This is a genomic window from Microbacterium rhizomatis (genome assembly GCF_008710745.1).
GTDB lineage: Bacteria > Actinomycetota > Actinomycetes > Actinomycetales > Microbacteriaceae > Microbacterium > Microbacterium rhizomatis.
In genome coordinates, this window is record NZ_VYSA01000001.1 from 1,332,564 (window position 1) to 1,352,500 (window position 19,937).

General features: G+C 67.7%; 18 protein-coding genes. 10 read left to right on the top strand and 8 right to left on the bottom strand.

Annotated features, from left to right (window positions below; translation table 11 throughout):
* Positions 1-31 precede the first annotated feature (31 nt).
* The gene (locus tag F6B43_RS06390) at positions 32-1,264 is read left to right on the top strand and encodes an O-antigen ligase family protein (RefSeq protein ID WP_150447987.1); all 1,233 of its coding nucleotides are present in this window, start codon (positions 32-34) and stop codon (positions 1,262-1,264) included.
* Positions 1,265-1,309: 45 nt separating this feature from the next.
* Here F6B43_RS06390 and F6B43_RS06395 read toward each other — a convergent pair whose 3' ends face one another.
* Entirely contained in the window at positions 1,310-2,488 is a 1,179-nt protein-coding gene (locus tag F6B43_RS06395; protein ID WP_150447988.1) for a type II toxin-antitoxin system HipA family toxin, read from the bottom strand.
* Positions 2,485-2,748: a helix-turn-helix domain-containing protein gene (locus tag F6B43_RS06400; RefSeq protein WP_246159817.1), complete on the bottom strand. Its 264-nt coding sequence runs from the start codon at positions 2,746-2,748 to the stop codon at positions 2,485-2,487. The genes F6B43_RS06395 and F6B43_RS06400 overlap by 4 nt, the downstream gene beginning before the upstream one ends.
* 176 nt (positions 2,749-2,924) lie before the next feature.
* On the opposite strand from F6B43_RS06400, the gene F6B43_RS06405 reads away from it, so the two are divergent.
* Together F6B43_RS06405 and F6B43_RS06410 are read left to right on the top strand one after the other, a co-directional pair.
* Positions 2,925-3,950, top strand: coding sequence for a glycosyltransferase (locus F6B43_RS06405; protein ID WP_150447989.1), 1,026 nt, complete (start codon positions 2,925-2,927; stop codon positions 3,948-3,950).
* Positions 3,947-5,857, top strand: coding sequence for a glycosyltransferase (locus tag F6B43_RS06410; protein WP_150447990.1), 1,911 nt, complete (start codon positions 3,947-3,949; stop codon positions 5,855-5,857). The genes F6B43_RS06405 and F6B43_RS06410 overlap by 4 nt, the downstream gene beginning before the upstream one ends.
* A gap of 24 nt (positions 5,858-5,881) precedes the next feature.
* On the opposite strand, the gene glf is transcribed toward F6B43_RS06410, so the two are convergent.
* Positions 5,882-7,018, bottom strand: a complete 1,137-nt coding sequence (glf, locus tag F6B43_RS06415) for a UDP-galactopyranose mutase (RefSeq protein WP_150447991.1) — start codon at positions 7,016-7,018, stop codon at positions 5,882-5,884.
* Between the two features lie 133 nt (positions 7,019-7,151).
* On the opposite strand from glf, the gene F6B43_RS06420 reads away from it, so the two are divergent.
* From F6B43_RS06420 to F6B43_RS06430, 3 genes are read left to right on the top strand one after another with little or no spacing between them, the layout of a single operon-like run.
* A complete protein-coding gene (locus F6B43_RS06420) occupies positions 7,152-8,045 on the top strand; it encodes a glycosyltransferase family 2 protein (RefSeq protein ID WP_150447992.1) in 894 nt (297 codons plus the stop codon).
* Between the two features lie 37 nt (positions 8,046-8,082).
* Complete coding sequence (locus F6B43_RS06425) at positions 8,083-9,219, top strand: NAD-dependent epimerase/dehydratase family protein (RefSeq protein WP_150447993.1); 1,137 nt, start codon at positions 8,083-8,085, stop codon at positions 9,217-9,219.
* Positions 9,216-10,322: an acyltransferase family protein gene (locus F6B43_RS06430; RefSeq protein ID WP_150447994.1), complete on the top strand. Its 1,107-nt coding sequence runs from the start codon at positions 9,216-9,218 to the stop codon at positions 10,320-10,322. The genes F6B43_RS06425 and F6B43_RS06430 overlap by 4 nt, the downstream gene beginning before the upstream one ends.
* A 1-nt stretch (position 10,323) precedes the next feature.
* Here F6B43_RS06430 and F6B43_RS06435 read toward each other — a convergent pair whose 3' ends face one another.
* Positions 10,324-11,073 (bottom strand): glycosyltransferase, encoded by a 750-nt coding sequence (locus F6B43_RS06435; protein ID WP_246159818.1) that lies wholly within the window; start codon positions 11,071-11,073, stop codon positions 10,324-10,326.
* 56 nt (positions 11,074-11,129) lie between these two features.
* Between F6B43_RS06435 and F6B43_RS06440 the strand changes: the two genes are divergently transcribed.
* Positions 11,130-12,380, top strand: a complete 1,251-nt coding sequence (locus F6B43_RS06440; RefSeq protein WP_150447995.1) for a lipopolysaccharide biosynthesis protein — start codon at positions 11,130-11,132, stop codon at positions 12,378-12,380.
* On the opposite strand, the gene F6B43_RS06445 is transcribed toward F6B43_RS06440, so the two are convergent.
* From F6B43_RS06445 to F6B43_RS06460, 4 genes are read right to left on the bottom strand one after another with little or no spacing between them, the layout of a single operon-like run.
* A complete protein-coding gene (locus F6B43_RS06445; RefSeq protein WP_170285572.1) occupies positions 12,337-13,293 on the bottom strand; it encodes a glycosyltransferase in 957 nt (318 codons plus the stop codon). The two genes, F6B43_RS06440 and F6B43_RS06445, sit on opposite strands and share 44 nt — an antisense overlap.
* A complete protein-coding gene (locus F6B43_RS06450) occupies positions 13,290-13,691 on the bottom strand; it encodes a DUF2304 domain-containing protein (RefSeq protein WP_150447997.1) in 402 nt (133 codons plus the stop codon). The genes F6B43_RS06445 and F6B43_RS06450 overlap by 4 nt, the downstream gene beginning before the upstream one ends.
* Complete coding sequence (locus F6B43_RS06455; protein WP_150447998.1) at positions 13,688-14,434, bottom strand: glycosyltransferase family 2 protein; 747 nt, start codon at positions 14,432-14,434, stop codon at positions 13,688-13,690. The genes F6B43_RS06450 and F6B43_RS06455 overlap by 4 nt, the downstream gene beginning before the upstream one ends.
* Before the next feature lie 40 nt (positions 14,435-14,474).
* Positions 14,475-16,400: a DUF6541 family protein gene (locus tag F6B43_RS06460; RefSeq protein WP_150447999.1), complete on the bottom strand. Its 1,926-nt coding sequence runs from the start codon at positions 16,398-16,400 to the stop codon at positions 14,475-14,477.
* Between the two features lie 126 nt (positions 16,401-16,526).
* Between F6B43_RS06460 and rfbA the strand changes: the two genes are divergently transcribed.
* The 3 genes from rfbA to F6B43_RS06475 are packed head-to-tail and all read left to right on the top strand — an operon-like array spanning position 16,527 to position 19,935.
* Positions 16,527-17,396: a glucose-1-phosphate thymidylyltransferase RfbA gene (gene rfbA / locus F6B43_RS06465; RefSeq protein ID WP_150448000.1), complete on the top strand. Its 870-nt coding sequence runs from the start codon at positions 16,527-16,529 to the stop codon at positions 17,394-17,396.
* Positions 17,396-18,394, top strand: coding sequence for a dTDP-glucose 4,6-dehydratase (gene rfbB, locus F6B43_RS06470; protein ID WP_150448001.1), 999 nt, complete (start codon positions 17,396-17,398; stop codon positions 18,392-18,394). Before rfbA ends, rfbB begins: the two co-directional genes overlap by 1 nt.
* The gene (locus F6B43_RS06475) at positions 18,391-19,935 is read left to right on the top strand and encodes a hypothetical protein (protein ID WP_150448002.1); all 1,545 of its coding nucleotides are present in this window, start codon (positions 18,391-18,393) and stop codon (positions 19,933-19,935) included. Before rfbB ends, F6B43_RS06475 begins: the two co-directional genes overlap by 4 nt.
* The last annotated feature ends 2 nt before the right edge of the window (positions 19,936-19,937 follow it).

Below are 19,937 nucleotides of genomic sequence, written 5' to 3' on the forward strand. Positions count from 1 at the left end.
AGTGCCGGCCCCGCGCTAGCCTGAGTGCACGATGGCCGTTTACACGAAGCATCCGGTCTCCGCCCCGCCGGCCGCGCCGGTCCGTGAGAAGACCGGTCACCTGCTGCTGCGCGCGTGGTGCGTCTTCGTGCTCTTCCTCGCCGTCACCGGCGCCGCGTGGGTCGATGCCGTCGGCGCGACCATCGCTTCGCTCATCGCCGTGGCTGCCGGCGCAGTGTCGATCGGGCTGTGGTTCGCCGTCCGGCCTTACATCGAATGGCGACGCCTGCCCGTCTTCCCGATCGCCTACGTGCTGTGGGCAGGGCTGTGCCTGATCTGGTCGACGTCGCTCGCCGCGTCCGCAGTCAGCTGGGTGCTGCTCGTGGTCACCATGGTGCAGGCGGTCTTCGTCGCGAGCGTGCTCACGTGGCGCGAACTCGTTCGTGCGGTCTCTTCGGCGCTGAAGTGGGCGATCGGCCTCTCGCTCGTGTTCGAACTCGCGGTCGCGATCTTCGTGCAGGAGCCGCTGATGCCAGGCTTCATCGCGCCCAGCCGCACGGGGCAGGCGTGGTCGGAGGGCGCGTTGTTCACGGGCGGCCGCATCCAGGGCATCTTCGGCGATTCGAATCTGCTGGCCGTCATGGCGCTCATCGCCATCGTGGTCTTCGCGATCAGAATCGCCAACGGCGCGCCGCGAGTGGAGCTCGGCATCTGGATCGCTCTGTCGGCGTTTCTGCTCGTGCGCGCCCAATCGGGCACGGCATACGTCGCCGCAGCCGCTGTCGCGGTCGTACTCATCACGGTCCTTCTCATGCGCCGCGCGAAGCGACCGGGCGAGCGCACCGGGTACTACATCGGCTTCGTCGTCGTCGCCCTCGCCGGCGCAGCCGCCGTCTGGATCTGGCACGACGCGATCTTCACCGCCTTCGAGCGGGCGAGCGACAACGTATGGGTCGATGTCTCGTCGCGCTTCGGAGTGACCGGAGCGATCCTGCTCACCCTCAGCTACCTCGTCTTCGTCTGGCGGGCGTGGTTCTTCGCCGTGGACCGGCCGCGATGGGATCTGCGCGCCGACCGGCCGTACTCCTCCCTCACGCTCCTCCCGACGCTGCTGGGGGTCGTGCTGCTGGTCCAGGGCATCGCCCAGTCGGGGGCGCTGCTGCTGTGGGGCTGGATGTTCCTCGTGATGTTCGCGTTCAAGGTCATCCAGGCTCCGCACATCGGCTTCGGGCCGGCCGAGCAGAGCATCGCGATCGAGCGCGGCGAGCTCCACCCGTCCGGGTGACGCGCACCCGCGGCCGGGCGATCCCCCGGGGGCTGTGCGGCGGTGTCACGCCTGCAGCTGGCGATGACGGTAAGCCAGCGCGCGCGCGACGTCTCGGTTGAGCGCGGGAGGGAACGGGAGCGCACCGTCCTCGATACGTGCGGGGAGGCCTGTGAGCTTTGTGAGCAGATCGTCCATGACACGCTCTGCCGCGCGGAGCGGCACACCGAGGTCGGCGGCGAACCGGCGGGCGCGCTTTCGGGAAAGCGGTGCGGTCGAGCCGTCCATCTCGAGCGCCATCGTCTCGTCTCCGTAGAACAGCGAGCACGGCAGGTCGTACGCGGGAGCGATGCGCCACTCACTCTGTCCGCGCATCATCGCGATGTTCTTCGCATGCAGGTCGCCGTTACCGGTCAGTGAAGCGAAGACGAACTGACGGAACAGATCCCGTGCGGCCACGGGAGCCGCCGCGCACCATCGGGTGAGCGACATCGCCGCAGGCGCGGCCCCGAGGGAGTACTTGTCAGCCGGCCACGCGTTGCTCGCCTGGCAGGCGTCTTCGACCGCCAGGCGCGTCGTGCCGTCGACGGTCGCTACGCGGTCGAAACGTGTGACGAGCAATCCGGACTGCTCGTCGGTGTCGCGGATGATGCGTGCGTGCACGACATCGAGCCCGCACGTATTCGCAAGATCGAGGAAGTACTTCTCGTTCTCCACGACGTGCGGGAACTCCGGTGGGTTGAGCTTCAGGATGTACTCGCCGCCCCCGCTTCGCGCCGGGTAGCTGATCATCCGACCGGAGACCTTGTCCTGCACTCCCGGCAGACCGATGCGATCGAAGGGGGCGGCTGCATCGACGATCTCAGCGAATGTGCGGTCGACCCTCTCACCTTTGACGATCACCTCCGGCTCCGCCGAGATCATCGGCCTCCCCGCAGGGAAGACCGAGACGTCGCCGACCGTATCGGAACCGACGGCGGCCAGAAGCGAGAGCTCGTCGTCGGCCGATGCCTTGATCGCTCGTCGGATGGCGGTGAGTCGTCGGCCTTCGGGCAGCAGCCCGGCGAAGTACGGAGGCACCGACGCGCCCGAGGTCGTGAGGGGCCCGCTCTTGAGCGCGAGCGTCGTGGCCACGTCGGCACCCTCGTACCCGTCGACGTAAGAGAATTCCGTCCCCGCCGAGGTGCGCCGCAGGATGGCGGCGTGCACAGTGCCCTTGTACACGTCTGCGACGCGCACGTTCACCGGTCGGCCCCAGGAATGACCGCGACCAGGCGCAATCCGAGCGTCCGCGCCACGGCCATCACCATGCCCAGATGCACGCTCGCCTTGCCTCGTTCCAGGTCGCTGAGAAACCGCACGGAGACACCGGCGAGCTCAGCGAGTTCGATCTGCGTGAGCTTCAGCTCCCTGCGCCGCACGCGGAGCGCTCGGCCGAGTGCCGCCGGATCGTCGAGCTGCTCGTTCGGCCCGGTCTGCGCGATCGCGCCGAATTTACTGCCCACGGCTCAAGAATAGCGGTTTCGTCGCCTCATCAGCGTGATCGCGCTGATTCTTATCTATGAGCTCGCGAGGAAGCTCTTCGGAAGGGCAATATGCGCGATCGCGCTGAATGGCGTCCGCTTCGCTGACAAGCCCGCTCAGAGGTTGAGAAGGACTGCCGCGATAGGATGCTGAGGCCATGCCGCCTGCAGCCGACATCTCCCCGTCCACATCGAGCTTCGACCCCGCATCGGCGACGATCGCGATCGTCACCTACAACCGCTCCGCGCTTCTGAGCAAGCTGCTGGAGAGCCTCATCGTGATGGACCCCAAGCCCGGCCACGTCGTCGTCGTCGACAACGCGTCCACCGACGACACCACAGCGCTCGTCGAGTCGTACCGCGACAAGCTCGGCATCGAGCTCGTCTACCGCCGCCTCGACACCAACACGGGCGGGTCCGGCGGCTTCAGCGAGGGCATGCGCATCGCCTACGAACTCGGCTCCGAGTGGATCTGGGTCATGGACGACGACGTCGAGGTCATCGCCGACGGGCTCGCGCGCATGGGCGACTGGGCGCCGCGATTCCGCAGCATCCAGGGCCGTCGCTACGACTACGACGGCAGCGAGTTCTACTGGCAGTATCGCCTGTCGATCCCCTTCGGCATCCCGATCCCTTTCGCGCCCGCCGGATTCGACTCATCGAACTACCGCGAGATGAATTCGGGATGCTTCGAGGGCATGTTCATCCACCGCGACATCGTGCAGCAGATCGGCCTGCCCGACCCGCGCTTCTTCATCTACTGGGACGATTCGATCTACGGGTGGCTCGCCTCGCTCAAGACGACCGCCGTGATCGTCAACGAGTTCGTCCTGCGCCGCACCCGAGAGATCCGCCAGTGGGACATGGGGATCCGCCACCTCAACGCCTCGAGCAACGCGTACCGGTACTACATCATGCGCAACCGCGGCTTCATGAAGCACTACTTCAAGAGCCAGGGCGCCTATCGTCCGGTGCGCTTCGCCCTGGGCACGCTGCTCACGTTCGCGAAGGAGCTCATCCGCCTCGTGCTCGTCGAACGCACGGTGCGCGGCACCAGCAACCTGTTCCGTGGCCTCCGCGATGCCCGCCGCATCGACCACGACGCGCTGTGGCGGCCGATGCCGGCGCTCGAGAGTGTCGTGCCCACCGACCAGACCCCTCACACCAGGAGATCCCCGACGTGACCCACGTCCTGCAGAACGTCATCTTCCCGATCGACCGCGACCCGGACCTCCTCCCGCTCTACGTCGACCCCGAGATCTGGTCCGTCATCGATGAGAAGCCCGTCCGGGTGTCCAACCGCGCGCAGCTCGGCAACATCCTGGGCCGGCGTACCGCGCGGATCGTGGCGGGTCGGCGCGTGTCGTTCGGCACGTACTTCAACGCCTTCCCCGCGTCCTATTGGCAGCACTGGACCGCCGTGCGCGCCGTGCGACTCACCGTGCGCACGACCGGCCCGGCGACCATCCTGGTGTACCGCTCGAACGGAGCGGGCGTGCCGCAGCGCATCGAGAGCCACGAGGTCGACGGGTCGGCGGAATCGATCTTCGACCTCCCGCTGACCCAGTACAGCGACGGCGGATGGATCTGGTTCGACATCGTCGCAGACGAGAAGGCCGCAGTCTTCGAGGGTGCCGAGTGGACGACCGAGCAGGAGCCGATCCGCACCGGCAAGGCGAGTCTCGGCATCACGACGTACAACAAACCGGACTACTGCGTCTCGACGTTGAAGGCGCTCGCGGACGCACCCGACGTGCTGCCGCTGATCGATCGCGTCTTCGTCGTGGATCAGGGAACGCAGCGCGTGGACGCCGAGCCCGAGTTCGCCGAGGTCGCCGCCGCGCTGGGCGAGACTCTGGAGATCATCACCCAGCCCAATCTCGGAGGTTCGGGCGGGTTCGCGCGCGCGATGCTCGAAACGCTCGCTCGGCCGGAAAGCGATTTCGTGCAGCTGCTCGACGACGACGTGCGCATCGAGCCCGAGGCGCTGCGCCGATCCATCGTCTACGGCCGCTACACATCGGTGCCCACTCTCGTCGGCGCTCACATGTTCGACCTGCTCGATCGACCGAAGCTGCATGCCTGGGCCGAAGTGGTCGATGACGTCCCTTTCATGTGGCGCACCCTCAACCAGAAAGAGATGCCTCACGACTTCAGCGTCTCGAACCTGCGGCAGACCCCGGCGCTGCACGCGCGCCTCGACGCGGATTACAACGGCTGGTGGATGTGCCTCATCCCTCTCGAGGTGATCCGCACGATCGGGCTGTCCCTGCCCGCGTTCATCAAGTGGGATGACGCCGAGTTCTGCCTGCGCGCTCGCGGCGCCGGGTTCCCGACGGTGTCGCTCCCTGGGGTCGCGCTCTGGCACGTGTCATGGGTGGGCAAGGACGATTCGATCGACTGGCAGGCGTACTTCCACGCCCGCAACCGCATCGTCTCCGGACTCCTCCACTCCCCCGTCCCGCGGGGCGGAACCCTCCTGCGGCACAGTCGTCGGCTCGATCTCAAGCATCTGATGATGATGCAGTACTACCCCGTCGCGCTCAGGCACAGGGCGATCCGCGACATCCTGCGAGGCCCCGACCACATGCGGCAGAACCTCGCCACGGCGATGCCTGAGGCCCGGGCGCTGGCGGCGGAGCACCCCGAGACGATCGTGCACAAAGAGACGGGTGTGCCGCTCCGCTCGCGGCGAGGCCGTCAGCTGTTCGCTCAGCTGCGGAAGGGCGAGCTCGGAAATCCCACGGGACTGCGGCTGCGCTGGTTCACCGCGAGCACGATCGTCGCGCACTGGCTGCACTCACCGAAGGCGGCGAACACGACGCAGCCCGAGGTGGAGTTCGCCAAGACCGACGCGTGGTGGTGGCGCGTGCCGGTGTACGACAGCGCCCTGGTGAGCGCTGCAGACGGATCCGGCAAGAACATCTACGTCCGAGACAGGGCGATGTATCGATCGATGCTCCGTGAGTCGATCGCCCTGCATCGGAGGCTCCGCCGGGAATGGCCCCGGCTGGCGGCACAGTATCGCCGCGCGCTGCCGGAGCTCACCTCGGCGTCGTCGTGGCGGGCGATCTTCGACCGCCCCGAATAGGAGCGCACGGGCGCCCCGCGGCGCCTAGGCGAGCTGGTTGTTCCACATCGAGAGCGCAGAACCGATCGCCATGTGCATGTCGAGGTACTGGTAGGTCCCGAGGCGTCCGCCGAAGAACACGTCCTTCTCACCCCTCGCGAGCTCACGGTAGGCGAGCAGTCCCGCCCGGTCGTCGGGCGTGTTCACCGGGTAGTACGGCTCGTCATCGCGGTTCGCGAAGCGCGAGAACTCCCGCATGATGACCGTCTTGTCGGCAGGGTGGCGATCCGCACGCTCCGGATGGAAGTGCTTGAACTCGTGGATGCGCGTGAACGGCACGTCGGCGTCGGCGTAATTCATCACGGGCGTGCCCTGGAAGTCGCCGACGGGCATGACCTCCTGCTCGAAATCGAGGGTTCTCCACGAGAGCGCACCGGCGGCATCGTCGAAGTAGCGGTCGATCGGGCCGGTGTAGACGATGGGAACCCGACCGACCGTCGCGGCCTTGTTCAGCGGCTGAGTATCGTCGAAGAAGTCCGTCGACAGCTTCACATCGATGAGCGGATGATCGGCCATCCGCTCGATCCATGCGGTGTACCCGTCGGTGGGAAGCCCCTCCCACGTGTCGTTGAAGTAGCGATTGTCGTAGGTGTACCGAACGGGAAGGCGACTGATCACCTCGGCGGGGAGATTGCGCGGGTCGGTCTGCCACTGCTTGGCCGTGTAGTCGCGGATGAACGCCTCGTACAGCGGCCGGCCGATGAGGGCGATGCCTTTCTCCTCGAGGTTGCGCGCATCCTTCGCGTCGAACTCCCCCGCGAGCTCGTGGATGACCGAGCGAGCCTCGTCTGGCGAGTATGCCGCTGCGAAGAACTGGTTGATCGTGCCGAGATTGATCGGCAGCGGGAAGACGACGCCTTTGTGGTTCGTATAGACACGGTGCACGTAGTCGGTGAAGGTCGTGAACCGATTGACGTACTCCCACACGGTCGGATTGGACGTGTGGAAGAGGTGCGCACCGTAGCGGTGCACCTCGATGCCGGTCTCCGGCTCGTCCTCGCTGTAGGCATTGCCGCCGATGTGATGGCGGCGATCGATGACAGTGACCCTCCGACCGGATGCTGCGGCCCGCTCCGCGATGGTGAGGCCGAAGAAGCCCGAGCCGACGATGAGAAGATCCATGGGATGCCGCCTCCTGCTGCACCGCCGCCGCAGACACGGCGACGCGGCGGGCCGAGCGCACCGCCGCGCATCCACTCTACCGAGGCCCGCCGCTCAGACCGCTTCGCCGATGGTCTCCTAGGCTGTAGAGGCCATGACCATCGAGATCTTCGTGCCGTTCTGGGGCGACCCCGCCCTGCTGTTCGACGCGGTCGAGTCGGTGCGCGCCCAGACCGACCCGGACTGGCGGCTGATCGTGATCGACGACTGCTATCCCGACGAGTCGGTGCCGGCCTACTTCGCGGCCATCGACGACGCGCGTGTGTCCTACCGACGCAACGCGGTGAATCTCGGGATCACCGAGAACTACCGCGAGGCCATCCGACGTGCGACGACCGAGCACATCGTCATCCTCGGCTGCGACGATCTGCTGCACCCCCACTACCTCGACGTCATCCGCCGCACGATCTCGGCGGTGTCCTACGCCGACGTCATCCAACCGGGCGTCCAGGTCATCGACGAACGGGGCCGCACAGTGCGCCCTCTCGTCGACCGCGTCAAGACGCGTCTTCTGGCGCCGCGCACGCCCGAGGGCGGCATCGGCGTGCTCACGGGCGAGTCGATGGCGACGAGCCTGATCCGCGGTGACTGGCTTTACTGGCCGTCGCTCGCCTTCCGGACCGAGACCCTTCGTCGGATCGACTTCCGAGACGGGCTGCCGATCATCCAGGACCTGGCGCTGCTGATGGACATCGCGTTCGATGGCGGCACTCTCGCGTATAACCCCGTCACGGCTTTCTCCTATCGCCGCCACGGGCAGAGCGCCTCGCAGACGACCCTCCTGGACGGACGCAGGTTCCGCGACGAACGCGCGTACTATTCCGATGCGCGAGGTCTCGCCCGCCAGCGAGGCTGGTCGGCCACCGAGCGCACCGCGCGGATCCGCCTCATGTCACGCCTGCACGCCGTCACCGAGCTGCCCGGCGTGATCCGGCGCGGAAACAGCTCCGGACTACAATCGACGCTGGCGCACATCGTCGCCGTATGACCCCGCACGCGGGGAAGCGTCCACAGGAGTCTGCCGCATGCCCGACCACGTTCTGATCACCGGGGGCGCTGGATTCATCGGCACGCGTCTCGCACGGCGGTTTGCCGCGGCCGGGCACTCCGTCACGGTCCTGGATGCTCTGATCCCCCAGGTGCACGGAGACGATCCGGCCACGACGTCGCCCCTCCTGCGCTCGCTCGACGGCGTTGCGACAGTGATCCACGGGACCGTGACCTCCAAGGACGACCTCCGCTCCGCTCTCTCGGGAGCGAGCATCGTCATCCACCTCGCTGCCGAGACCGGCACCGGTCAGTCGATGTACGAGATCGATCGCTACACCGAGACGAACGTCGGGGGCACCGCCAAGCTGCTCGATGTGCTCGCCAACGAGGCGAACGATGTCACTCGCCTTCTGATCGCCTCATCGCGCTCGATCTACGGAGAAGGCGCCTACCGCGCGGAGGACGGCACGATCGTCTTCCCGCCGCATCGCAGCGATGCGGCGATGGCAGCGGGTGACTTCGATGTGCACCTCGACGGCTTCGGCAAGCTCGAGATGGTGCCCACGGACGAGCAGGCTGCCCTGCATCCGTCGTCCGTGTACGGCATCACCAAGCAGATGCAGGAGGCGCTCATCATGACCGTCGCGCCGACCATCGGGATCGAGCCGGTGTCGCTGCGGTACCAGAACGTGTACGGACCGGGTCAGTCGCTCAAGAACCCCTACACCGGCATCCTCTCGATCTTCTCGACCCTCGTGCGGCAGGGGAAAGACATCAACATCTTCGAGGACGGCCAGGAGAGCCGCGACTTCGTCTACATCGACGATGTCGTCGAGGCGACGTTCCTCGGCGCGACCCGACCGGGTGCGGCCGGCGGTGTGTTCAACATCGGGTCGGGCGTCGCGACCACCGTCAACGACGTGGTCGCCGCACTCTTCGCCGCGTTCGGCACCGAGGTCCCGACGAGAATCTCGGGCAACTACCGGCTCGGCGACATCCGCCACAACGTCGCCGACACCCGCCGGGCGCGCGACACACTCGGCTTCGAGCCGGCCGTCGACTTCCGCGAGGGTGTCGCACGCTTCGTCGAGTGGGTGCTCACCGAGCCGGTGGAAGCCGACGGCTATCAGCGCTCGCTCGACGAGATGGCGGAGCGGAAACTCCTCAAGTGAAGCGGTTCGCCCGGCTGCGGGGGGCGCCCTATCCGTACCGCGCGAACAGTCTGAACATGTTCCGCCTCATCCTCGCCGGCCTCGTCCTCTTCGCGCACAGCTGGTACGTCGCCGGTCAAGGCAGCGGACCATCGATCCAGGGAGAGAACCTCGGCGGATGGGCTGTCGCCGGCTTCTTCGTGCTCAGCGGCTTCCTCATCACGCGCAGCAGACTGCGCACCTCACCCGGCGACTACCTGCTCCACCGCGTCGCCCGCATCTACCCCGCGTTCATCGTCGTGCTGCTGGTCACCGCGTTCATCTTCGCTCCTGTCGCCCTCCTCATCCAGCAGGGCTCGCTCAGCGGATTCCTCAGCACACCGATCACCCCGTTGCAGTACGTGTGGGGCAACCTCGCGTTGTACATCGAGCACTACGACATCGGAGCAACGCTGCAGACCGTGCCCTACCCGGGCGCGTGGAACGGCTCGTTGTGGACGCTCTTCTACGAATTCCTGTGCTACGTCGTCATCTGGGTGCTCGGCTTCATCGGCCTCGCCCGCCGCTCCCCTATCCTCGTGGGCGCGCTCTGGGTCGTCAGCGTCGCCACCTACGCGGGGATCGGTGCCGCCCAGCGTGCCGGCCTCGACGTCAGCTTCGAGCTGTTCGCACGCCTGCTGCCCTTCTTCCTCGGTGGATCGCTGATCTTCTACATCGTCGACCGGTTCGGGATCAACCGCATCCTCGGGATCGTTTCGCTCATCGTGACGGTGGCTCTGATCTGGACCGTCCCCCGCTGGGGCGGCCAGCTCGCCGCGCCGTTCCTGGCGTACGGCCTTCTGTCGCTGTCGACCTGGATCCCTCAGCCGCGGTGGGTCGCGCGTAACGACGTCTCGTACGGGTTCTACATCTACGCGTGGCCGATGCAGCAGCTCGTTGTGCTCATCGGCGGCGCCGCGCTCGGGATGCCTGTGTACATCCTCATCACGATCGTGGTCACGTTCGCGTTCGCCTGGCTGAGCTGGGTGCTGATCGAACGCCCGGCGATGCGGATAGCGCGGCCGCCACGAGAACCCGCCCCCGCCGCCCCTGCGGAACAGCCCGGCGACATCCAGGTGGGGTGACCTAGCGCGACCGCACCCTGCGACGCGCGTCCGCCCATGCGCGGGCCAGCATGAGACGCGAACGGAGCGCCGCGCGCAGACCCCGCGGCGCTGACGAGGAGGCATTGGAGTCGTGGATGCGACGTCGCACCGTCGCCTGCTCCACATGCCGCAGCGCACGCATCTCATTCGCCGCGGTGGCGATCCACAGGTCGTGTGATTCGCTCAGGTAGGCCGGGAAGGGCGTGAGGACCGGGAGCATGTCGCGGCGGACCGCCATCGCGCATCCGAAATAGGGGGCGACTCCGGCTAGTATCCGCAACTCGTTGCGCAGCCGTTGGACCGAATCCGAGGAACGCAGCAGCCACGGCCGCCCGCCGATCGGCGAACGGAGCGGTTGGCCGGAGCCCAGCAGCACCAGATTGGACGCCGCGACCCCCGACGCCAGGGCCGCTTCAACGAGGGCGTCGCGTCGCCCGGCGATCCACTCGTCGTCCTGATCCGCCAGAAGCAGCACATCGCCGGTCGCGTTGAGCATGGCCGACTCGAACGTGCGGACGTATCCGCGGTTGGGACTCTGACGGATCACGCGAACGCGTGGATCGCCCATCGCCTCGATGATGGCCACCGTGTCATCGCTGCTCGCGTCGTCCACCACCACGACGTCGTCCTGCGGAGCGAGCTCATCGAGGATGGAGCGCAGCTGGTGCGCGACGTACTCCGCACCGTTGTAGGTCGCCATACACACCGATGCGGTGACTGCCTCATGCATGCGGCGGCTCACCTCGAAATGGGGGTCGGGCGGGCCGGCACGTACAATTGCTTCCGATGCGGTCGCTCATGCTCAGGCTCGCGGGGTTCACGGGGGCGCCGATCCTCTCGGCGCTCGCGCCCTTCATCATACTTCCGGTCATGTCGCGCATCGTCGGGCCGGACGGCTGGGCGAACTTCTCCGCGGGTCAGTCGATCGGCATCTTGGGGATGGTCGGCGTGCTCTTCGGATGGGGCATCGTCGGGCCTGTGCGAGTCGCCCGCGCCGTCACGGCGCAGGAGCGGGCGGTGATCCTCCACGAGAGCATCCGGTCGCGCCTGCTCACCGCGCTCATCGCCGTGCCCGCAGCCGCGCTGGCGACCTACCTGGTGTCGGGTCCTTCCTACCGGCTGGAGTCGGTGGCCGTTGCCGTGGCGATGACGATCGGCGGATTCACCCCCGCGTGGTTCTGCATCGGCCAGGGCAATCCCCGGGGCCTGATGGTGTACGACGCGATGCCGAAACTCGCGGCATCCTTGATCGCCCTCCCGATCGTCGCCTTCAGCGGGCAGGTGATGTGGTACCCGGTGCTCCTCCTCGCCCTGACGGTGCCCGCGTTCGCGGTGCACGCCCGCCGAACAGCCCACGGCGAGGCTCTGGGCGACGCCGAACCCCGCGCACTGCGGAGCGTGCTGCGGGGTCTCGTTCCCACCGCCACCATCGACGCCACCGGGAACGCCTACGGTTCGACCGCCGTCCCCATCGCCACCGCGGGCCTCCCACCCGGCGACGCGAGTTCGTTCGCATCCGCCGACCGTGCGTACCGCATCGCGATCATGGCCGTCATCGCGGTCGGCAACTCGTTCCAGGCGTGGGTTCTCGATCCGGAAGCGCACGATGTCCGACACCGGCATCGCCTTGCGATCGCCTCGCACGTCGCGCTGGGTGCGGTGGGCGGACTCGGCATCGCGCTCCTCGGTCCCGCGCTGACCGGGCTGGTGTTCGGGGCGAGCGTCGCGGCCCAACCGCTGCCGAGCGCCCTCTTCGGCGTCGCGTTCTTCTTCCTCTCCACGACGACCCCGCTCATCCGCAACATCCTCATCCCGGCGCATCGCTACCGGATCGTCTTCGCGGCGACCGTCTCTGCGGCGGTCATCGGGATCGTCACGATGGTGCTCGGATCGGCGATGGGGTCGGCGAGCATCGTCGCTCTCGGTGTCGCGGCGTCGGAGGCCACCTCATTCGCGGTGCTCGTGCTGCCGGCTCGGCGCAGCTACGCGCAGGTCATCGAGCGGCCGCCTGCTGCGACACCTGACCCGACCAGCTGATCGAACCCGCCACGGTCTCGATCGACGCGGGCATGCGCCCCATCCGGCGACGCCAGGCATCGGCGACACCTGCGCGATACAGCTTCCACAGAGCGCGCCGGGGCCGTGCGAGCGCGAGGGCGTTCACGAAGTGAAGCACCTCGAGCACCGTGTCGCGGGCCACCCACACGGGGTGCGTGCGTGCGTACCGACGATTGACCACGATCCGATTGCGCACCCGGTAGTAGTACCGGAACGGCGTGCTGAGCGTGACCACAGCGGGGATGCCGGGGGCGCTGAACGGGCGGCCGAAGAGCGTGCGCACGTACTGGCGCCCCAAACTGTGCCCCATGCGCAGCCCCGGCGCCGCGACAGTGGGCAGACCGGCCGCCGAGCAGCGCATCTCGAACTCGGTGTCGACGAGATCGATGAAGAGGTCCTCACGCATGAGACCGACGCGCTCGAAGAGATCCGCGCCCATGAGCATGCCCGATTGGATCGCGTGTCGCGCGATCAGCGTGCCGTCCTCCGCCTCTCGATGAACCTGACGGACACCGGCGAAGAACTCGGGGACGACGGGTCCCACCGCGTGGCCACGCGAAGTGCTCCTGTCGCGCGCGCTCATCAACGCGTCGATGAAACCGGCAGCGGGCTCAGAGTCCTGATCGAACGTCACCACGAACCGGGCGCCCTGCGCGAGCGCGGCGCGGATACCTGTGTTCAGCGCCGTCGCGATGCCTGAATTCTCTTCCAGTGCCACGACCCGCGCCCCGCGATCGCTCGCCGTTGCGAGTACCGGTGCCGCGCTCGGACCACTGCCGTCGTCGACGACTATCGTCGCGGCGGTCTGCGCGCGGAGCGCGTCGATCACGGTCAGGAGCGACTCGTCGGGCCGGAAGGTGGTGATGACGGCGAAGACGTCGGCGCGCGTCACCGCGAGGTCGATCCCGGGTCGTGCTCCTGCGGGGACTGCCGCGCTTGGATCTCGTCGATCCGGGCGTCGAGACGCTCGATCTCGGCGCGAGAGATCGCGGCTTCCTCGGCGACGCGCCGGATCTCGTCCTCGGCCTGCGACAGCTCCCACGAGAGGTGCAGCGAAACCCCGAGCAGCAGGACGATCGCGAGCGCGAACAGCAGGTTCGCCGGCACCTGAACGCCCAGCGCGGAGGTCAGCCACAGCAGCAGCTGCGGGAACACGCCGAGAATGAGCACCGCGAAACCGATCAGGAGCCACATGACGGCGTACTTCTCGCGCAGTCTGCGGGCCAGCAGCATCCATACGACGATCACGAGGATCACCAGTGCGAGCGCGATCCCGACGAAGACGATCATGCGGAGGCCTCCGTGACGCCGTCCGAGCGGATGGGCCGAGCGCGCCGCATCAACGCGAGCGACAGCGCGAACACGGATCTCAGGAGATATGCGGTGGATCCGAACGGGCCCTGACTCGGCGTGCCGTGCGAGCGCGGACGCATCGCCACGGGGACCTGCGTCACCGTCAGGCCCGCGTGACATGCGGCGACCAGCGAATCCACGGTGTCGCCGAGGTATTCCGCGGGGTAGTAGCGGACGTACTGCTCGATCGCACGCCGGCCCGCAGCGCGGAAACCGCTCGTCACATCTGTCAGGCGAGTCTTCGCGACGCGCGAGAGCACCCCGGCCAGGAAGACCATCGCCCATCTTCGCGGACCGCGCACGGTGTAGTCCCCGACGTCGCTGAACCGGGCCCCGATGGAGATGTCGGCCGAGTCCAGACCGGCCAGCACCCGGTGGATGTCGGCCGGATTGTGCTGCCCGTCGGCGTCCACCTGGATCGCGCGCGCGTATCCGAACCGCTGCGCGTATGTGAAGCCGGTGCGCATCGCGCCACCGACACCGAGGTTGAACGGGAGCGTGAGCACGATGGCCCCTGCCGCGCGAGCGGCATCCGCCGTTCCGTCCGTCGATCCGTCGTCCACGACCGCCACGTCGAAACCGGGATCCGCCGCGAGGATCTCGCGGACAGTCACCCCGACACTGTGTCGCTCGTTCCACGCGGGCACGATGACGAGCACGCGATCAACCGGGTGGCCCATAATCCCCCCAGTCTATCCGAGCGACTGCGCCGGCCCGAGGTCAGCCACAGGCGATGACCTCATACAGACGCGCCTCGCCCTCGCTGTCCACCAACCGGACGGCGGGAGACTCCGCGAGGTTCTGAAGGCCGGGATACACGTGCTCACCGGGGAAGATCTCTCGCTGGCCGAAGTCGAGCACGAACCGGACGTTCTCGCGCTCCAGCGCGGCGCACACCGCGCCACCCGCGACGGCATGGCCGAGCCCGTCGTTGATCGTCTGCGTATCGGCGGAGACCTCTGTCAGCGTGTGCGGCATCAGCACCCACCGATCAGCGAGCGCATACGCCAGGCCGGCTCCCGTCCACGCGCTCCCGGCGACCGTCGCGTCCGCGGGGACATGCTGGTCGAGCCGCTGCAGCAGGGCGTACTCGTCCGTGCTCACGAGCGCCGAGTCGGGCGTGATGCGGTAGCCCGCACTGATATAGCCCGTGATCGTCACCACGGGCCCGGAAAGGACCGACACGATCGCGGCGGCCGCGACGATCGCCGCAACGACACCGGCCACGCGCCGGGCGGTCGGGCCCACCGGCCGGACGACACGCGTGACGGCCGCCCAGGCCCGGTCGACGCCGTGCGCAGCCAACGGCACCATCGTCAGGGGGAGGATCGCCGCCAGCCGCGGGATGTTGTTGTACCAGCTGCCGGTGAGGATGTCGCGGAGCGGCTGAAATGTCAGGGCCGACACGACGACGTACAACCCCGCGGCGATCACGTACATCGAGAGCGAGAGGAGTCCGGGCGTGGACCGCTGGATGAGGGCCGCGAGAATGCCGCAGAGGACGGCGACCGCGACGGCCGTCACGGGGATCGCGTACCACATCGAGGCCGTCGCGACCTGGCCGACGGCATCGGGGATGCTGAGAGCGGGTGGCCAGCCGCGGGCGTCCGCCGGGGGCCGGAGGACGCGCAGGAGCACGAGACCGAGCGCCAGATAAGCGGCGAACCCGACCACGACGGCGACTCGCCGCCGCGCCGTCGCGCCGCGGAACAGCCGCCACGCGAAGACCACGGTCATCGGCAGCGTCAGCGCCAGCACGGCGACGAACGCCCCGGGGTGGGCGAGGGCGATTCCGGGAAGGGTACCGGCGAGCAGCAGCGCCCACCACGGCTCCGGCAGCGTCCGGACCGCGGACAGGCCGAGCGCCTCCAGCGCGGCCGCGAGAGCCACCGGGACGAGGGCGAGCCCGAAGAGGAACGGGTAGAGGACGCCGTAGTCCATGAGCAGGAACGGGAACGCGGGAACACCGCACGCCACCACGACCGCAGCCACCGTGAGCAGCGGGCGAGGGCCGAACAGCGTCCGGGTGAGGAGCACGACTCCGAGGGGCCAGATGACCGCCGCGATGACGAGGTTCACCGCGTTCACGCCGACGGGGACGGATGCTCCCGTGATCTCGAGGACCAGTGCGACGAAGGCGTGCCACGCGGCGGGATAGAACGGGAGGGATCCGCTCGGGCTCGTCATCAGCCCGAGGTGCAGCGACGATGCGTTCCCCGTGCTCAGCACGAATCGCACCGCGTTCAGGTGGAAGACGTTGTCGAAGGTCTGCGAGAAGTTGGTCGGCTCGCCGATGACGACGACCACGCGCCAGGCCAGGAACATGATCCCGAGCACCACGGCTCCGACGAGCCACCCGTCGAACGGCCGACGCGCGAGCTCCGGCCGACGCACCCATCTGCGGCGAATGAAGAAGACAACTGCGCCGAGGACGACGGCCACGATGAGGACCGGGAGCACAGACCACCCGAGTCCCACCCACGGAGCCACGATGGAGGCGATCGCGACCACGGTGACCGCGAACGCCGGCGCGGCTGCGACCGCCCAGAATCCGCGGAGGCCGGCAGCCCAGCTCAGAGAGCCGCCGACGACGGCGAGAACGCCGATGGCGACGAGCGCGGAGAGGACGAAGGGGAGCCAGGTCACGTACAGATCCTCGGATTTCTGCCCGCGAGCGGTCGCGGACCGCACTCAGGATATCCGGATCGACCTGAGCACTCCCGGAGCGACGGGCGCAGAGAACTCAGGATGCGTCTGGCAGGATTGACCACCATGAAGGGAATCATCTTGGCGGGCGGCTCCGGTACGCGTCTGCACCCGATCACGCTCGGGGTCTCGAAACAGCTGGTGCCCGTCTACGACAAGCCGATGGTGTACTACCCCCTGTCGACCCTGATGCTCGCGGGGATCCGCGACATCCTCATCATCACGACCCCCCACGACGCACCGTTCTTCGAACGCCTCCTGGGCGACGGATCGCAGTTCGGCGTGACGCTGACCTTCGCGACGCAGCCCTCGCCCGACGGCCTCGCGCAGGCGTTCACGATCGGAGCGGACTTCATCGGCGACGAGAAGGTCGCCCTGGTCCTGGGTGACAACCTGCTCTACGGGCCGGGGCTGGGGACTCAGCTGAAGCGGTACAGCGAGGTCGACGGCGGTGCGGTGTTCGCGTACTGGGTCGCCGAGCCCTCCGCGTACGGCGTCGTCGAGTTCGACGGGACAGGACGGGCGGTCAGCCTCGAGGAGAAGCCCAGCAAGCCGAAGAGCAACTACGCCGTCCCCGGGCTCTACTTCTACGACAACGACGTCATCGAGATCGCGCGTGCCCTCAAGCCCTCTCCGCGGGGCGAGTACGAGATCACTGACGTGAATCGCGCCTATCTTGAGGCGGGCAGGCTCCAGGTGGAAGTGCTCCCCCGTGGAACTGCATGGCTCGACACCGGCACGTTCGACCAGATGACGGATGCCGCCGACTACGTCCGCACGATCGAGCGCCGAACGGGATTGCGCATCGGCGTGCCCGAGGAAGTGGGCTGGCGTCAGGGCTTCCTGACAGACGACGAGCTCCGCGCCCGCGCGGACAAGCTCGTGAAGTCAGGTTATGGGACGTACCTTCTCGAGATCTTGGAAAGAGGCCGCTGATGTCCAGGATGCTCGTCACCGGCGGAGCCGGTTTCATCGGCTCGAATTTCGTGCACCACGTCGTCGCGCACACCGACCATCACGTCACCGTCCTGGACGCGCTCACCTACGCCGGGAACCTCGAATCCCTCGCCGGCCTGCCGGAGGATCGCGTGACCTTCGTGAAGGGCGACATCACCGATGCCGCGCTCGTCGACGAGCTGTTCGCCGCGGCTGACAGCGTCGTCCACTACGCTGCGGAATCCCACAACGACAACTCACTGCACGATCCGCTCCCGTTCCTCAACACCAACATCGTCGGCACGTACACCCTGCTGGAGGCCGCCCGAGCGCACGGCACCCGGTACCACCACATCTCCACCGACGAGGTGTACGGCGACCTCGAACTCGATGATCCGGCCCGGTTCACCGAGGACACGCCCTACAACCCGTCGTCGCCGTATTCGTCCACGAAGGCTGGGAGCGACCTGCTCGTCCGCGCATGGGTGCGGTCGTTCGGGGTGCAGGCGACGATCTCGAACTGCTCGAACAACTACGGGCCCTATCAGCACGTCGAGAAATTCATCCCGCGCCAGATCACGAACGTCATCCGGGGCATCCGGCCCAAGCTGTACGGGAAGGGCGAGAACGTCCGAGACTGGATCCACGCGGATGATCACTCCTCCGCGGTGCTGACGATCCTCGACAAGGGCACGATCGGAGAGACCTATCTCATCGGCGCCGACGGCGAGAAGAACAATAAGGACGTCGTCGAGTTGATCCTCGAGCTGATGGGAGAGCCGCGCAGCGCCTACGACCACGTGACCGACCGGACGGGCCACGATCTGCGCTACGCGATCGACTCGACGAAGCTGCGGACCGAACTCGGATGGAGTCCGCGCTATCGCGACTTCGAGGCGGGTCTCGCGGCAACGATCCAGTGGTACCGCGACAACGAGTCCTGGTGGGCCGGCGCCAAAGACGGCGTCGAGGCGTTCTACGCGAGCAAAGGCCAGTGACCGAGCTCACCGTTCCCTCCGCGTCGACCACGCCGGACTCCGCGCAGTCTCCTGACGCGGCGCGACGCGACCGATCACGTCGCGCCGGCGACGAAGGACGCCCGTCCGGCCGACGTGCGACCATCCCGAGGTGGGTCGTGCCTGCCGCGCTCATCGTCGGCTGCCTCGTCGTCTTCGCAGCCCACTTCCGGCCGTGGGAAGTCGCATACATGGAGGAGTGGCCGCTCGCCCGCGACTGGATGGGCGGCGGGGCGCTCGGCTTCGCCTCGAACTACGTCCAATGGACGCTGAGCCGACCCCTGCACCTCCTGCCCACGATGCTCGGCCTCGCGATCGGCGGTGGCTGGCCGGGCATGATCTTCCTCGTGCTCGCGCTCGTCGCCGTCGGGCAGCTGCTTGCGGTGATGTGGGCGCTGCGGCCGATGGGCTCGCCGGTGTGGCTCAACGTCGCGGTGGGCCTGTTCCTTGCGCTGCATCCGCTCTGGCCGGGTGGATACCTCCAGAGGTTCCTCCCCGCTCAGACCGCCGCGCTCGCGCTGGCGATCGCGATCGGGATGTTCATCCGCTGGCTCCTGCGTGGCCGAGTGCGCTGGCTCGTCTGGGGCGCCGTCGTGCTTCTGGCGGGCTTGGCCACCTATCCTGGCCCTGCGGCCGTCGCCCCGCTCGCGGCAGTGGTGCTGGCACTGGCAGTCAAGGCGCCGTGGCGACGGGGGATTCTGCTCGCGGTCACCGCGACGGCGACGAGTGCCCTGATGACCTTCTACTCGCTCGTCGTGACCCGGTTCATCTCCCCCGACGCACCGAGCTATGAAATCGGTAACATCCAGCAGGCCGCGGTAGGAAGCCTGCACGATCTGATCACGTATGTGGAGACGACCCTGCTGCGCGACGGACCGATCGTCCTCGCCGGCATCGCCGCGATCGCCGTACTCGGCGCGGTGCTGGCGCTTTCGGGCGCGATCCCGCATCCCGACGGCTGGCTCATCGCGGGCACGGCGCTCGTCAGCCCCGTGACCACCATCGTCTTCTTCGGGAACACGGGTTGGCTGTCCGACATCGACCGCCTGGGCTACGTGATCTCGCTCGCGCTGTTCGCCGCGCTGATGGTCTGGCCGATCGCGCGGACCGGCCTGCGCCCCGCGCTCTCCGCCATTCTGGCATCGGCGCTGATCCTCGCGTCCCTCGCGGGGGGCGCTGTCGGCATCCGTCACTGGCAGCCGTATATCGCCGCTCAGCACCTCCTGCTCACCGAACTCGGACCGGTCGTGCGCGAAGCAGGTCCCGGCGAAGTCGTGACGGTCATCGACCGATCCGGGTCGCTCGGCCTGTTCCCCTCGTTCCCGCTCCAGTACCTCGGACCGGCATCGGTGGTGTGGAATCACGACGACACTCCGGTGTGGCTCTGCTTCGAGCCGCCGACGCCGGTGCCCGGCGGCGGGTCCGTATGCGATCCGAAGGATACGGGCGTCGACATGCGCCTGATCCGCAGCGTCCCGCTCTCGGGCGGCGTGGCCGACATCTACATCGGCCGATTGGAGTAGTC